This is a genomic window from Streptomyces griseicoloratus (assembly GCF_014534645.1).
Lineage (GTDB): Bacteria > Actinomycetota > Actinomycetes > Streptomycetales > Streptomycetaceae > Streptomyces > Streptomyces griseicoloratus.
This window is the reverse complement of record NZ_JACVQF010000005.1, coordinates 1-14395: the sequence shown is the minus strand read 5'-3', so window position 1 is coordinate 14395 and position 14395 is coordinate 1. Positions and strand designations below refer to the sequence as shown.

11 protein-coding genes are annotated in these 14395 nt (G+C 72.3%); 3 read left to right on the top strand and 8 right to left on the bottom strand.

Going from position 1 to position 14395, the window contains the following annotated elements:
* Positions 1–6: 6 nt before the first annotated feature.
* Positions 7–1281 (bottom strand): sensor histidine kinase, encoded by a 1275-nt coding sequence (locus tag H0H10_RS00075; RefSeq protein WP_188178697.1) that lies wholly within the window; start codon positions 1279–1281, stop codon positions 7–9.
* A gap of 56 nt (positions 1282–1337) precedes the next feature.
* On the bottom strand, positions 1338–2015 hold the full coding sequence (locus H0H10_RS00070) for a response regulator transcription factor (RefSeq protein WP_188178696.1): 678 nt from the start codon (positions 2013–2015) through the stop codon (positions 1338–1340).
* A gap of 535 nt (positions 2016–2550) precedes the next feature.
* Here H0H10_RS00070 and H0H10_RS00065 point away from each other — a divergent pair.
* Entirely contained in the window at positions 2551–4047 is a 1497-nt protein-coding gene (locus tag H0H10_RS00065) for an MFS transporter (protein ID WP_188178695.1), read from the top strand.
* Between the two features lie 742 nt (positions 4048–4789).
* On the opposite strand, the gene H0H10_RS00060 is transcribed toward H0H10_RS00065, so the two are convergent.
* The gene (locus H0H10_RS00060) at positions 4790–5344 is read right to left on the bottom strand and encodes an ATP-binding protein (protein WP_188178694.1); all 555 of its coding nucleotides are present in this window, start codon (positions 5342–5344) and stop codon (positions 4790–4792) included.
* Between the two features lie 264 nt (positions 5345–5608).
* A complete protein-coding gene (locus H0H10_RS00055) occupies positions 5609–5986 on the bottom strand; it encodes an STAS domain-containing protein (RefSeq protein ID WP_188178693.1) in 378 nt (125 codons plus the stop codon).
* Positions 5987–6225: 239 nt separating this feature from the next.
* On the opposite strand from H0H10_RS00055, the gene H0H10_RS00050 reads away from it, so the two are divergent.
* Entirely contained in the window at positions 6226–7152 is a 927-nt protein-coding gene (locus tag H0H10_RS00050) for an RNA polymerase sigma factor SigF (protein WP_188178692.1), read from the top strand.
* Positions 7153–7243: 91 nt separating this feature from the next.
* Here H0H10_RS00050 and hutI read toward each other — a convergent pair whose 3' ends face one another.
* Genes hutI through hutU form a run of 4 tightly spaced genes read right to left on the bottom strand, consistent with a single transcriptional unit; the run spans position 7244 to position 12685 of the window.
* Positions 7244–8419, bottom strand: coding sequence for an imidazolonepropionase (gene hutI, locus H0H10_RS00045; protein WP_188178691.1), 1176 nt, complete (start codon positions 8417–8419; stop codon positions 7244–7246).
* A 41-nt stretch (positions 8420–8460) separates the two neighbouring features.
* The gene (locus H0H10_RS00040; RefSeq protein WP_188178690.1) at positions 8461–9810 is read right to left on the bottom strand and encodes a formimidoylglutamate deiminase; all 1350 of its coding nucleotides are present in this window, start codon (positions 9808–9810) and stop codon (positions 8461–8463) included.
* Positions 9807–11024: an allantoate amidohydrolase gene (locus H0H10_RS00035; protein WP_188178689.1), complete on the bottom strand. Its 1218-nt coding sequence runs from the start codon at positions 11022–11024 to the stop codon at positions 9807–9809. Before H0H10_RS00035 ends, H0H10_RS00040 begins: the two co-directional genes overlap by 4 nt.
* Positions 11021–12685 carry a urocanate hydratase gene (hutU, locus tag H0H10_RS00030; protein ID WP_188178688.1) on the bottom strand — a complete coding sequence of 555 codons (1665 nt, stop codon included), beginning with the start codon at positions 12683–12685 and terminating at the stop codon, positions 11021–11023. Before hutU ends, H0H10_RS00035 begins: the two co-directional genes overlap by 4 nt.
* A gap of 181 nt (positions 12686–12866) precedes the next feature.
* Between hutU and H0H10_RS00025 the strand changes: the two genes are divergently transcribed.
* The gene (locus H0H10_RS00025) at positions 12867–14249 is read left to right on the top strand and encodes a type III PLP-dependent enzyme domain-containing protein (protein ID WP_188178715.1); all 1383 of its coding nucleotides are present in this window, start codon (positions 12867–12869) and stop codon (positions 14247–14249) included.
* Positions 14250–14395 lie beyond the last annotated feature (146 nt).

Here is a 14395-nt window from a genome sequence, read left to right as displayed (position 1 = left end):
CGGCGGTCAGCGGACCGTCTGCCCCGACCCCGCCGCCGCCTTCTCCGGCGGGTGGGTGCGCGACAGGAACAGGCCGAACACCGGGGGCTTGGCCTGGAGGAGTTCCAGGCGCCCGCCGTCCGCCTCGGCGAGGTCGCGGGCGACGGCCAGGCCGATCCCCGTCGAGTTCCGGCCGCTGATCGTGCGCTCGAAGATCCGCGCCCCCAGGTCGGCCGCGACGCCGGGCCCCTCGTCGGTGACCTCGACCACCGCCTGGTTGCCGGTGACCCGGGTGCGCAGGGCCACCGTGCCGCCGCCGTGCATCAGGGAGTTCTCGATCAGTGCGGCCAGCACCTGTGCCACCGCGCCGGGTGTGCCCACGGCCGTCAGATGGCGCTTGCCGGAGCTGACGATGGCGCGGCCCGCGCTGCGGTAGGCGGGGCGCCACTCGGCGATCTGCTGCTGGATGACGTCGTCCAGCTCGAAGGTGACGGCGGAGCCGCTGCGGGGGTCGCGGGAGTTGGTCAGCAGCCGCTCCACCACGTCCGTCAGGCGTTCCACCTGGGTCAGCGCGATCGTCGCCTCCTCCTTGACCGTCTCCGGGTCGTCGGTGAGGGTGATCTCCTCCAGGCGCATCGACAGCGCGGTCAGCGGCGTACGCAGCTGGTGGGAGGCGTCGGCGGCCAGCCGGCGCTCGGCGGTCAGCATCCGGGCGATGCGCTCCGCGGAGGCGTCCAGCACGTCCGCGACCCGGTCCAGCTCGGGGACGCCGTACCGCTTGTGCCGTGGGCGCGGGTCGCCGGAGCCCAGGCGTTCGGCGGTCTCGGCGAGGTCGGTGAGCGGCGAGGCGAGGCGGTTGGCCTGGCGGATCGCCAGCAGCACCGCGGCGATCACCGCGAGCAGCGCCACCAGCCCGATGATCAGCAGGGTCCGGCCGACCTCCCGGGTCACGGACGACTTGGGCTCCTCGACGAGGACGGTCTCGCCCTCCTCCCCGACGGCCTCCCCGCGGATGACCTCACCGGTCGGTTCGGTGCCCACCTCGATGACCGGCCGGCCCGGGATGCTGATCTCGGCGTAGCGGTCGCCCTCGACCTGCTGCCGCAGGATGTCCGCGTCGACGGAGCCCGTGCCGAGCAGACGGCTGTCCACGATGCTGGCCAGCCGGGCGGCCTCCAGGTCGACCCGCTCCTGCGCGGTGCTGCTGATCGTCCGGGTCTCGACGATGACGAGGGAGACGCCGAAGACGGCGATCACGACCAGCACCACGGCGAGCGTGGACTGGATCAGTCGACGGCGCATGTCCTCTCACCCGTGTCGCGGTGTCGCCCGTGTCCGGCTGCCCGGTCCGCGGGTGCTCAGTTCTTCTCGAAGCGGAAGCCCACGCCGCGCACGGTGGCGATGTAGCGCGGGTTGGCCGCGTCGTCCCCCAGCTTCTTGCGCAGCCAGGAGATGTGCATGTCCAGCGTCTTCGTCGACGACCACCAGGTGGTGTCCCAGACCTCGCGCATCAGCTGGTCGCGGGTGACGACCCGGCCGGCGTCGCGCACCAGGACCCGCAGCAGGTCGAACTCCTTGGCGGTGAGCTGGAGCTCCTCCTCGCCCATCCAGGCGCGGTGCGACTCGACGTCGATGCGCACGCCGTGCGTGGCGGCCGGCTGCTGGGGCTCGGCGGAACCGCGCCGCAGCAGGGCCCGTACGCGGGCGAGCAGCTCGGCGAGCCGGAAGGGCTTGGTGACGTAGTCGTCGGCGCCCGCGTCCAGTCCCACCACCGTGTCGACCTCGTCGGCGCGTGCGGTGAGGATGAGGATCGGCACGGTGTGGCCTTCGGCACGCAGCCGGCGGGCGACCTCCAGGCCGTCCATGCCGGGCAGGCCGAGGTCCAGCACGACCAGGTCGACGCCGCCCTGCATCCCGGCGTCGAGCGCGGTGGGTCCGTCCTCACGCACCTCGACCTCGTACCCTTCCCGGCGCAGTGCGCGGGCCAGCGGCTCCGAGATGGACGCGTCGTCCTCGGCGAGCAGTACACGGGTCATGAGCTGATGGTAGTCCGCTCGGAGCAACGCCCGAGGTGTGATCGCCCCGGCCTCTTCTTACCTTCGGACATGCCGGACACCCGCCTCCCGTCGTTGCCCGGCCTCCCCCGGCGCACCCCGGTGCGAACCTGCGGCTGTGGGATGCCATCCTGGAATGGACCTTCGAAAGATCGTCTGCGGTTCCGTCATCACCTGTGATCCGTGTCTCAAGTGCTTCCATACCGGGCGGTGTCCTGCCGTATGGTGAATCAACGCCTGTAGCACCACGGGGACCTTTGGCGGCTTTGACGCTGAAGGTCTCTTTTGTGTGCGGGCTGGTCCACGGCCAGCCTTGAAAGGAATGACCTGTGGCCGGGCCTCACAGCGCGCAGTGCCGCGTGCCGAGGCGTGGATCCCGGTGGTCACCGTCCGCCGCTCCGTGATCCGGAGCGGAATCCCTCAGGGCGTGGGGTGGGCGGGCCAGGCCGCCGGTGCCGGCCGCCCCCACCGGGCGCGCATCGCCTCATGAGCGCGTCCCGACCAGCAAGGAACGACCATGGCGTCCAGCCTGACGAAGGACTCGGTCCGCCCGGGCACCCCCGGGTCCGAGAAGACCTTCTTCGGCCACCCCCGCGGACTGGCCACTCTCTTCATGACCGAGATGTGGGAGCGTTTCTCCTACTACGGCATGAGGGCTCTGCTCCCGCTGTACCTCGTGGCCCCGGGTGGCCTCGGCCTGAGCGCCGGCACCGCCACCGCGATCTACTCGGTGTACCTCTCGCTGGTGTACCTGCTCACGATGCCGGGCGGCTGGTTCGGTGACCGCGTGTGGGGTCCCCGCAAGACCGTCGCCGTCGCGGGCGGCGTCATCATGCTCGGCCACCTCACGCTGGCGCTGCCGTCGTCCGGCACGTTCTACGCCGGTCTCGGCCTGGTCGCCATCGGCTCCGGTCTGCTGAAGGCCAACATCTCCACGATGGTCGGCCAGCTCTACGACGGCCCGGACGACCCGCGCCGTGACGGCGGCTTCACCGTCTTCTACATGGGCATCAACCTGGGTGCCTTCGCCGCGCCGCTGATCATCGGAACGATCGGTGAGAACGTCAACTGGCACCTGGGCTTCGCGCTGGCCGCGCTCGGCATGGCGCTGGGTGTCGCCCAGTTCCTGATCGGCAGCCGCAACCTCGCCCCGCACTCCAGCGTCGTTCCGAAGCCGCTGTCGGCCGCCGAGAAGGCGTCGACGCTGCGCAAGTCCGCGTTCTGGGCCGCCGTCGCGGTCGTCTTCTACGCGATCGTCGGCTTCTCCGGCCACTACACGCTGAACTGGATCCTGGTCCCGCTGACGCTGCTCGGCGTGATCATTCCGGTGATGGTGCTGACCCGCATCAAGCGGGACAAGGAGCTGGACCGCGCCGAGCAGTCGAAGATGTCCGCGTACATCTGGTTCTTCGTCGCCGCGGCCGTCTTCTGGATGATCTACGACCAGGGCGGCTCGACCCTGTCGATCTTCGCCTCCTCCTCGGCCGAGAACAGCGTCCTCGGCTGGGACTTCCCGGTCTCCTGGTACCAGTCGGTCAACCCGGTCATCATCATGGCCCTGGCCCCGGTCTTCGCCACGCTGTGGCTGGCGCTCGCCCGGCGCGGCAAGGAGCCGAGCACCATCGTGAAGTTCTCGTTCGGCCTGGTGCTGGTCGGCGCGTCCTTCTTCCTCTTCCTGGCCCCACTGGCGATCGCCGAGGGCGGTCACAAGGCCGCCGCGCTGTGGCTGGTGGCGATCTACTTCGTCCAGACCTGCGGTGAGCTGCTGCTCTCCCCGGTCGGCCTGTCGGTCACCACGAAGATGGCGCCGGTGAAGTACGCCTCGCAGATGATGGGCGTCTGGTTCCTGGCCGTCACCGCCGGTGACGCGACCACGGGTCTGCTGTCCATCGCCGGCGTCGACCTGAACAAGACGGGCATCGTCGCCGCGGAGGCCACGCTCGCCGTGGTCGCCGGTGTCGCGGTGTGGATGTACCGCAAGCGCGTCAAGGAACTCATGGGCGACGTCCGCTGACACCGTCCGCCCCGGCCTTGCTGCCGTAGGGCCGCCGCATCCCTGGGGATACGGCGGCCCTACGGGCTTTTCGGGGGCGTCTCCCCGGGCGGGGAGCGCCGGGGCCGGGCTCCCCGCCGGCGAAACGCCTCAGCCTCCGGCCACGGGTCGGGTCACCCATGGCACCCGCCGCGGGTCGCCCAAGGCACCGGCCACAGAAGACCTGCTCCCGACGTACGAGGCGTCCCCGGCTCCGATCGCAAGGGGCTGGCCCCGCCCACGAGCCGACCCCAGGCGCGCCGGCCGCGGGCGACGGACCCGCACCGGATCATCCAGGGACGGCCACAGCGGCCCTGGCGCACCGTGGGCGCCAAGGACAGCAGCTCCAGCACAGGCCGCCCCACGCGCCGGCCCCAGGAGGACCACTTCCCCGCACGGCCGCGGGGGCCGGCTCCCCGCGCACGGGCAGCTGAGGCACCGGCCGCAGGCGACCAGCCCCCACCGGACCGCCCAGGGGACCGACCGCAGCTTCGTCGGCGGATACGGCGGCCGGCCGACACGTCTCGGACGGCAGTTCCCGACGCACCGGCCCCACGGGCACCGGCGCTCCGCGTACGAGCCGCGCCAGGTGCCGACGAGGTCGGCGGGGTGGTGGCCGGGTGGGTGTCGCGTCGCGTGTGTGGTCGAGGGAGGCACGGCGACGCCCCCTCGGGGTGCCGAGGGGGCGTGCGTGGGCGCTGCTGTCAGCCGGGGCCGACGGGCGCTACGCCGGTGCGCCCAGTTCCGCCCACACCGTCTTGCCCGCGACGCCGGGGGTCCGTATGACGCCCCAGTCCAGGCAGAGCCGCTGCACGATGAACATGCCGTGGCCGCCGGGGCGCCCGGCACGGTGCGGGGTGCGGGGGGCCGGCTGGCCCGTGCCGCGGTCGGAGACCTCCAGCCGGATCACCTTCCTGTCGCAGGTGATCCACAGCTCGTCCGGCCCCTCGGCGTGCAGGCAGGCGTTGGTGACCAGCTCGGACACGACGAGCAGGACGTCCTCGGCGGCGGCGCGCTGGTCGGCGGTGGCGGAGGGCAGCCAGCCCCAGGCGTACAGCGCCTGGCGGGTGAAGTCACGGGCGAGCGGCACGACGCCGCTCTGACCGTCGAGGCTCAGCCTGCGGACCTGCCGGCCGGCGGCGTGCCCCGTGGGGACGGCGGCCACGGGCACCGTCCCTTCGGACTCCCCGGTCGCGGACGCGCCCCCCTCGGATGCCGCGGAAGCGCCGCTGGGCTCCGGACCGCGGTCGCCCGGCGAGTAGGGCCGGGTGGTGCTCATCAGCGCTTCACCTCACCGATTCACCAGTTCATGTCTCAAAGTCGTACACAGTCGGTCACGCCATATACGGCGGCGATGCAGTCCGCCCCGGTGTCCCGGCCCGGGCAGCCGACAGGTTCAGGGTGTCTCCTGCCCGAGCGGACCGACAGAACACCCCTGTATTGGGCACGAAACACAGGACGAGGGGCGATCGCCGGTCCCCACGGGCCGCACGCGCCCCGTTTCCGCCCGGCGCGGGGCGGATCGGGGCGGGGCGGGGACGGTTCAGTCGGCCTCGTCGGCCAGGGCCGCCTCAAGCGTGTCATGGACGGTGAAGACTGCCTCCGCCCCGGTGATCTCGAACACGCGCGCCACCACGGGCTGCATCCCCACCAGGTGCACGCCGCCCCCCGCGGCCTCCGCCTTCAGCCGCGCCCCGAGCAGGACGTTGAGTCCTGTGGAGTCGCAGAACTCCAGGCGCGAGCAGTCGACGACGAGCCGGTTGAATCCCTTGGCGAGGCACTCCTCCAGCGGCTCGCGCAACAGGTCGGCGGTGTGGTGATCCAACTCACCCGCCGGAGTCACGACGGCGCTGTGGCCATCTTCCCGCACCTCCACCAGAAGCCGGCCCGACTGTGCGCTGCCGACCGTCCCGCGGTCCATGCCGTCTCTCTCTCCCGGGGTCGTGACTGCTCCTGACGCCCTCGAACACTACGCCTTCGCTACGCCCTTCGACACCCGAACAACCGCACATAAACGGACACACCTGCACAGAACACACTTGCGGTGGGCTCGGTAAACCCGGTAGGGCTAGTAGGAACACGTAACCGACACGGCCGGCTTTGGAGGCGCCGCACACCGCAGTGCACGTCATTGGCTTCGGCAGCCGTATGCCGAGAACGATGGAGGACATCATGTCACCCCGGCTCGACGGATCGCGTACCCATGAAGCGACGTCGACACCCCCTCCGGAACATCTGGATCCCATCGAGCACCAAGACACAGGCGCCGGGTTCGACGGCGCCCTCGCCGGGCTTCCGGACATCCCCGCTTACGACGAGGTGGCTCCGGCCGACGCCCGGGCCCTGTCCAAGACCCTCTTCGAGCGGCTGGAATCGCTGGAGGAAGGCACCCACGAGTACTCGTACGTGCGCAACACGCTCGTCGAGCTCAACCTCGCCCTGGTCAAGTTCGCCGCCTCCCGCTTCCGCTCGCGCAGCGAGCCGATGGAGGACATCATCCAGGTCGGCACGATCGGCCTGATCAAGGCGATCGACCGGTTCGAACTCTCCCGCGGTGTCGAGTTCCCCACGTTCGCGATGCCGACCATCATCGGCGAGATCAAGCGGTTCTTCCGCGACACCTCCTGGTCCGTGCGCGTCCCGCGCCGCCTCCAGGAGCTCCGGCTCGACCTGGCCAAGGCCGGCGACGAGCTGGCCCAGCGGCTCGACCGCGCCCCGACGGTGGCCGAACTGGCCGAGCACCTCGGCCTGTCCGACGACGAGGTCGTCGAGGGCATGGCGGCGTCCAACGCCTACACCGCCTCCTCGCTGGACGCCCAGCCGGAGGAGGACGACGCCGAGGGCGCGCTCGCGGACCGCATCGGGTACGAGGACCACGGACTCGAGGGCATCGAGTACGTCGAGTCACTGAAGCCGCTGATCGCCGAACTCCCGCCCCGGGACCGGAAGATCCTCTCCCTGCGTTTCGTCGCCGGCATGACCCAGTCGGAGATCGGTGACGAGCTGGGCATCTCACAGATGCACGTCTCCCGGCTGCTCTCACGCACGCTGGTACGGCTGCGCAAGGCGCTGACGGTCGAGGACTGACTGCCGCCCTTCCGTGAAGGAAGGGATTCCTGACTCGTGCCGGCCTCCGGGAGCACCGCTCCCGGAGGCTTTGCGCATGGGCTCCTGCCGGTCACACCACCCGGACGCCCCGCCGCCACACCCCGGCGACCAGCGGTACTCCGGGCCGGTAGGCCAGGTGGACGTGGCTCGGGGCGTCGAGGAGGGTCAGGTCCGCGAAGGCGCCCGGGGTGAGGCGGCCGATGTCGTCGCGGCGCAGTGCCGCCGCCCCGCCCGCGGTGGCCGACCACACCGCCTCGTCCGGTGTCATCCCCATGTCCCGTACGGCCAGGGCGATGCAGAAGGGGACGGAGGAAGTGAAGGACGAGCCGGGGTTGCAGTCCGTGGACAGCGCGACCGTGACGCCGGCGTCGAGCAGACGGCGGGCGTCCGGCCACTCGGCGCGGGTGGAGAACTCGGCGCCGGGCAGCAGGGTCGCGACCGTGCGGCTGTTGGCGAGGGCGTCCACGTCGGCGTCGGTGAGGTGGGTGCAGTGGTCGGCGCTGGCGGCGTCGAGTTCGACGGCGAGCTGCACGCCGGGGCCGTAGGAGAGCTGGTTGGCGTGGATGCGGGGGTGCAGGCCCTTGGCCTTGCCGGCGGTGAGGATGGCACGGGCCTGGTCGCCGTCGAAGGCGCCCTTCTCGCAGAAGACGTCGATCCAGCGGGCGTGCGGGGCGCAGGCGTCGAGCATCTCGCCGGTGACGAGCCCGACGTAGGCGGCCGGGTCGTCGGCGTGCTCGGGGGCGACGATGTGGGCGCCGAGGTAGGTGACCTCGTCGGTGTGGCGGGCGGCGATGCGCAGGGCGCGGGACTCGTCGGCGACGGTCAGGCCGTATCCGGACTTGGTCTCGAAGGTCGTGGTGCCCTGGCGCAGGGCCTCCGCGAGGTAGCGGGTGAGGCCCGCCTCCAGTTCCTCGTCGCTCGCGGCGCGGGTGGCGGCGACGGTGGTGCGGATGCCGCCGGCGCCGTAGGGGCGGCCGGACATGCGGGCGTTGAACTCCTCGGTGCGGTCGCCCGCGAAGAGGAGGTGGGAGTGGGAGTCGACGAAGCCGGGGAGCACCGCCCGGCCTTCGGCGTCGAGGCGATTGTCAGTGGCGGGTGCTTTGCTTGATTCACCGGTCCACGCGACGCGGTCGCCGTCGATGACGACGGCCGCGTCCCGGACCAGTCCGAGGGGGGAGTTGTCACCGAGGGAGGGGTCGTTGGTGACCAGCGCGGCGATGTTGGTGATGACGGTGCTGCTGCTCATGGTGTCCGTGGCGTCCTGGTGGGGGCTGGGGCGGGCGGTTGTCAGTCGCGGAGGGCTTCGGCTGCCCGCGCGAGGGCCTCGGGGACATCGGGTACGAGGGTGTGCGCCCCGTCGCGTACGACATGCCGTCCGCCCACGATCGTGTGCCGTACGTCGGCCGCCGTCGCGGCGAATACGGCCGTCTCGGCGCCGAGCCTGGGCAGCGGCCCCGCTGTTCTGACCGAGTCCAGCGCGATCGTGGTGAGGTCGGCGCGGGCGCCCGCCTCGATGCTGCCCGTGTCGTCCCAGCCGAGGGCGGCATGGCCGTCGGCGGTGGCGGCGCGCAGCAGGGCGGCGGCCGTCCAGTGGCCGCGGGTGCGGGTGCGCAGGCGCTCGTTGAGCTCCATGGCGCGGGCCTCTTCGAGCAGGTCGATCACGGCGTGGCTGTCGGAGCCGAGGGAGAGCGGGGAGCCGGCGCTCTGCAGGGCGGCGGCGGGTCCGATGCCGTCGGCGAGGTCCCGTTCGGTGGTGGGGCACATGCAGGTGCCGGTGCCGCTGCCGCCGATCAGCGCGATGTCCTCGTCGGTGAGGTGGGTGTTGTGGACGCCGGTGGTGCGCGGCCCGAGGACGCCGTGGTCGGCGAGCAGCTGGGCCGGGGTGCATCCGTGCGCGTCGCGGCAGCCGTCGTTCTCGGCGGTCTGCTCCGACAGGTGCACGTGCAGCGGGGCCCGCCGCTCCTCGGCCCACCGCGCCACGGTCGCCAACTGGTCGGCGGGCACGGCCCGTACGGAGTGGACGGCGGCCCCGATCCGCGCGTGATCCCGTTCCTTGAGAACTGAACAGCGTTGCGCCCAGGACTCTGCCGTCCCGTCGGAGAAGCGGAGCTGGTGGGCGCCCGGGGGCTCGCCGAAGCCGGAGGACAGGTAGCAGGTGTCGAGGAGGGTGATGCGGATGCCGGCCTCGGCGGCGGCCTCGATCAGGGCCTCGCCCATCACGTTGGGGTCGGCGTAGGGGGTGCCGCCGGGGGCGTGGTGGACGTAGTGGAACTCGCCGACGGCGGTGATGCCGGCCAGGGCCATCTCGGCGTACACCGCGCGGGCCAGTTCGTGGTACGTCTCGGGGGTCAGCCGGTCGGCGACGGAGTACATGACCTCGCGCCAGGTCCAGAAGGTGCCGGAGCCCACCTGGACGGTGCCGCGCAGGGCGCGGTGGAAGGCGTGGCTGTGGGCGTTGGCCAGTCCGGGCAGCGTCAGCCCGCGCAGGATCTCGGCGCCCGGTGGCGGGGCGGGGATGTCCTGGCGGACGGCGGCGATGCGGCCGCCCCGCACGTCCACGGCGACGCCCGGCTCGACGTGGGTGCCGAGCCAGGCGTGCTCCAGCCAGTACGTCCGGGTCCACTCGGTGGTGGTCACGTGCAGGCCAGCCCTTCCAGTACGTCGGCGAGCGCTCTCACCCCGGCCACGCAGTCGTCCTCGGTCGCGTGCTCGGCCGGTGAGTGCGAGACGCCGGTGGGGTTGCGTACGAACAGCATGGCGGTCGGAATGCGCCCGGAGAGGATTCCGGCGTCGTGTCCGGCGCCGGTGCCGAGGACGGGCACCTTCAGGTCCGTGCCGCTGCCCAGGATGCGGGCGAGTTCGTCGCGCAGGGCGTGGTCGAACTCGACGACGGGGGTGAAGGACTCGCGTTCGACGTCCAGGTCGACGCCGTGGGCGGCGGCGTGGTCCCGGGCCGCCTTCTCCACCGCGCCGACCACGGCGTCCAGGGTCTCCTGGTCGGCGGCCCGGGAGTCGAGCCAGCCGCGCACCAGGGACGGGATCGCGTTGACGCCGTTGGGCTCGACGGCGATCTTGCCGAAGGTGGCGACGGCACCGGCGAGTTCGGCCTCCCGGCGGGCGGCGAGCACGGTCTCGGCGTAGCCGAGCATGGGGTCGCGCCGGTCGGCGAGCCGGGTGGTGCCGGCGTGGTTGGCCTCGCCGCGGAAGTCGAACCGCCAGCGTCCGTGCGGCCAGATGGCGCTGGCGACGCCGATGCGGTCGCCGGAGAGGTCGAGGGCGCGGCCCTGTTCGACGTGGAGTTCGACGAAGGCGCCGATGCGGTCGAGCCGCTCGGGGTCGGGGCCGATGGTGCCGGGGTCGTACCCGGCGGCCTCCATGGCCTGCGGGAGGGTGATCCCGTCGGCGTCGGTCAGGCGGTGGGCCTGCTCCACGGTGAGGGAGCCGGCGGTGAGCCGGGAGCCGACGCAGGCGAGGCCGAAGCGGGCGCCTTCCTCGTCGCCGAAGTTCACGATGCCGAGCGGCCTGGTGACCCGTGCTCCCCTTCCGCGCAGTTCGTCCAGGGCCGCGAAGGCGGAGACGACCCCGAGGGGTCCGTCGAAGGCGCCGCCGTCGGGCACCGAGTCCAGGTGCGACCCGGTGACGACGGCGTTGCCCTCGGCCGGGTTCCCGAGCCAGGCCCACTGGTTGCCGTTGCGGTCGGCCTCGTACGTCAGTCCGCGCGCCTTCGCCTGCTCCCGGAACCAGGCCCGGCAGTCGGCGTCGGCGCCGGTCCAGGCGAACCGGCGGTAGCCGCCGGAGGCGGAGCTGCGGCCGACCGGCAGCAGCTCCGCCCACATGCTGTGGAAGCTCAACGCTCGTCACCCTCGCGCATCGGCACCCGCACGCCCCGGTCCCCGGCGACCGACTCGGCGATGTCGTACCCGGCGTCTACGTGCCGGATGACGCCCATCCCGGGGTCGTTGGTGAGGACGCGGCGGATCTTCTCGCCGGCGAGCCGCGTGCCGTCGGCGACCGTCACCTGGCCGGCGTGGATGGAGCGGCCCATGCCGACGCCGCCGCCGTGGTGGATCGACACCCAGGAGGCGCCGGAGGCCACGTTGACCATGGCGTTGAGCAGCGGCCAGTCGGCGATGGCGTCCGAGCCGTCGAGCATGGCCTCGGTCTCGCGGTACGGGGAGGCGACGGAGCCGCAGTCGAGGTGGTCGCGGCCGATGACGACGGGCGCGGCCAGCTCGCCGCTCGCGACCATGTCGTTGAACCGCTCGCCGGCCTTGTCGCGCTCGCCGTAGCCGAGCCAGCAGATGCGGGCGGGCAGGCCCTGGAAGTGGACGCGTTCGCCGGCCATCTTGATCCAGCGGGCCAGGGACTCGTTCTCGGGGAAGAGGTCGAGGATCGCCTTGTCCGTCTTGGCGATGTCGGCGGGGTCGCCGGACAGGGCGGCCCAGCGGAAGGGGCCCTTGCCCTCGCAGAACAGGGGGCGGATGTAGGCGGGGACGAAGCCGGGGAAGGCGAACGCCCGGTCGTAGCCGGCGAGCTGGGCCTCGCCGCGGATGGAGTTGCCGTAGTCGAAGACCTCGGCACCGGCGTCCTGGAAGCCGACCATGGCCTCGACGTGCCGGGCCATGGACTCGCGGGCGCGGGCGGTGAAGCCGGCCGGGTCCTTGGCGGCGGCGTCGGCCATGTCCTCGAAGGCGATCCCGGTGGGCAGGTACGACAGGGGGTCGTGGGCCGAGGTCTGGTCGGTGACGATGTCGATGGGGGCGCCCATGGCGAGGAGCTGCGGGACGAGGTCGGCGGCGTTGCCGAGGACGCCGATGGACAGCGGGCGGCGGGCGTCCCGGGCCTCGGTGGCGAGCTGGAGGGCGTGGTCGAGGGAGTCGGCCCTCACGTCGAGGTAGCGGTGCTCGATGCGGCGGTCGATGGCGCGGGGGTCGCAGTCGATGCAGATGGCGACGCCGTCGTTCATCGTCACCGCGAGCGGCTGGGCGCCGCCCATGCCGCCGAGGCCGGCGGTCAGGGTGATGGTCCCGGCGAGGGTGCCGCCGAACTTCTTCGCGGCGACCGCGGCGAAGGTCTCGTAGGTGCCCTGGAGGATGCCCTGGGTGCCGATGTAGATCCACGAGCCGGCGGTCATCTGCCCGTACATGGTCAGGCCGAGGGACTCCAGACGGCGGAACTCCTCCCAGTTGGCCCAGTCGCCGACCAGGTTGGAGTTGGCGATGAGTACGCGCGGGGCCCACTCGTGGGTCTGCATGACGCCGACCGGCCGGCCCGACTGGACGAGCATCGTCTCGTCCTGCTTGAGGGTCTTCAGGGTGCGGACCATCGCGTCGAAGGACCGCCAGTCGCGTGCCGCCTTGCCCGTGCCGCCGTAGACGACGAGCTTGTCGGGGTGCTCGGCGACCTCGGGGTCGAGGTTGTTCTGCAGCATCCGCAGGGCGGCCTCCTGCTGCCAGCCCAGGGCGCTCAGCTCGGTGCCGCGTGGCGCGCGGACAGGGCGGGGTCCGGACATGGTCTGCCTCCTGGTGGCTTCTCCCGGCGGATTGTTTACAGCGGTTATTCACATCCTGACTTCATGAATAGAGCTAGTCAATACGTGCGTGTGCCAGCGGGCGCGCGTGGCGGGTGTTTGGCTGGGAGACATGGGTGCAGGCAGCGAGGGGACGGAGGATCGTGTGAGCGACGGCACGGGCATGAGCGGTGGCCTCGGCGGTACCGACGCGGAGCGGGCCGCGCGCCGGGACCAGGCGGTGCGGGCAGCGGTGGAACAGGGCCTGCTCGGGCCCGACGCCCCGATCGTCGGACTGCTCGACGTCGCCGGGATCCGGGAGTCGGCGGCGGCGCTGAGGGCGGCGTTCGAGGCGGTGACCGCGCCCGGGACGAGCGTGCTGCACGCCTTCGCGGTGAAGGCGACGCCGCTGGTGCCCGTCCTGCGGCTGCTGGACGAGGAAGGCATCGGCGCCGAGGTCGCGAGCCCGGGCGAGCTGGCGCTGGCGCGCGCGGCGGGGGTGCCACCGGAGCGGACGGTGCTGGACTCGCCCGCCAAGACGCCTCAGGAGCTGCGCGAGGCGCTGGCCCTGGGCATCGCCGTCAACGCGGACAACCCGCAGGAGCTGGACCGGATCGACGCGATCGTGCGGTCCGCGCCCAGCGGCTCACCGCTGGGCATCCGGGTGAACCCGCAGGTCGGCGGCGGCTCCATCGAGGCGCTGTCGACGGCGACGGCGACCTCGAAGTTCGGGGTGGCGCTGCGTGACGAGGGGGCCCGGGAGTGGGTGGTCCGGGCGTATCTGGACCGGCCGTGGCTGACCCGGCTGCACGCGCACACCGGGTCCCAGGGCATCCCGCTGACGCTGATGGCCGAGGGCGTGCGGGAGACCTACGCGCTCGCCGAGGAGATCAACGAGCGGGCCGGCCGCCGGCAGGTCGACACGCTCGACATCGGCGGCGGGCTGCCGGTGAACTTCACCTCGGAGGCGACGACACCGACGTACGCCGAGTACGCGCGCGTGCTGCGCGAGACGGTGCCGGGTCTGTTCGACGGGCGGTACGGCCTGGTCACCGAGTTCGGGCGGTCGCTGCTGGCCAAGCACGGCACGGTGGTGGCGCGGGTGGAGTACGCCAAGAGCGCCGGGGGCCGGGCGGTCGCGGTGACGCACGCGGGGGTGCAGGTCGCGACGCGGACGGTGTACGCGCCGGGGGCGTGGCCGCTGCGGATCGCCGCCTACGACGGCAAGGGACGGCCGAAGGAGGGGCCCGCCGTGGTGCAGGACGTGGCCGGACCGGCCTGCTTCGCGGGCGACCTGCTGGCGGTGGGCCGGTCGCTGCCGCTGCTGGAGCAGGGGGACTACGCGGCGGCGCTGGACACCGGGGCGTACTACTTCGCCCACCACTACGCGTACAACTCGCTGGCGCGCCCCGCGGTGCACGGGTTCGCGGCGGACGGCTCCGGCGGTGTCGCGTTCGCCGTGGTCCGGGAGGCGCAGTCGGTGGAGGAAATCGTGGCGGAGGCCGGTGGAGCACAGGCCTCGGCGCTGACGGAGAACCTTCCCCGCGGCGGCCGAACCGGCTCGTAGACGGGCGGAGCGCGGGCCCCGGCACTGACGGACGGGCTTCGCCATGGCGGCCGAACCGATGCGTAGACCGACGGGACACAGGCCCCGGCACTGACGGAGCACCATCCCCGCAGCGGCCGAACCCGTGCACAGGCCGACGAAGCGCG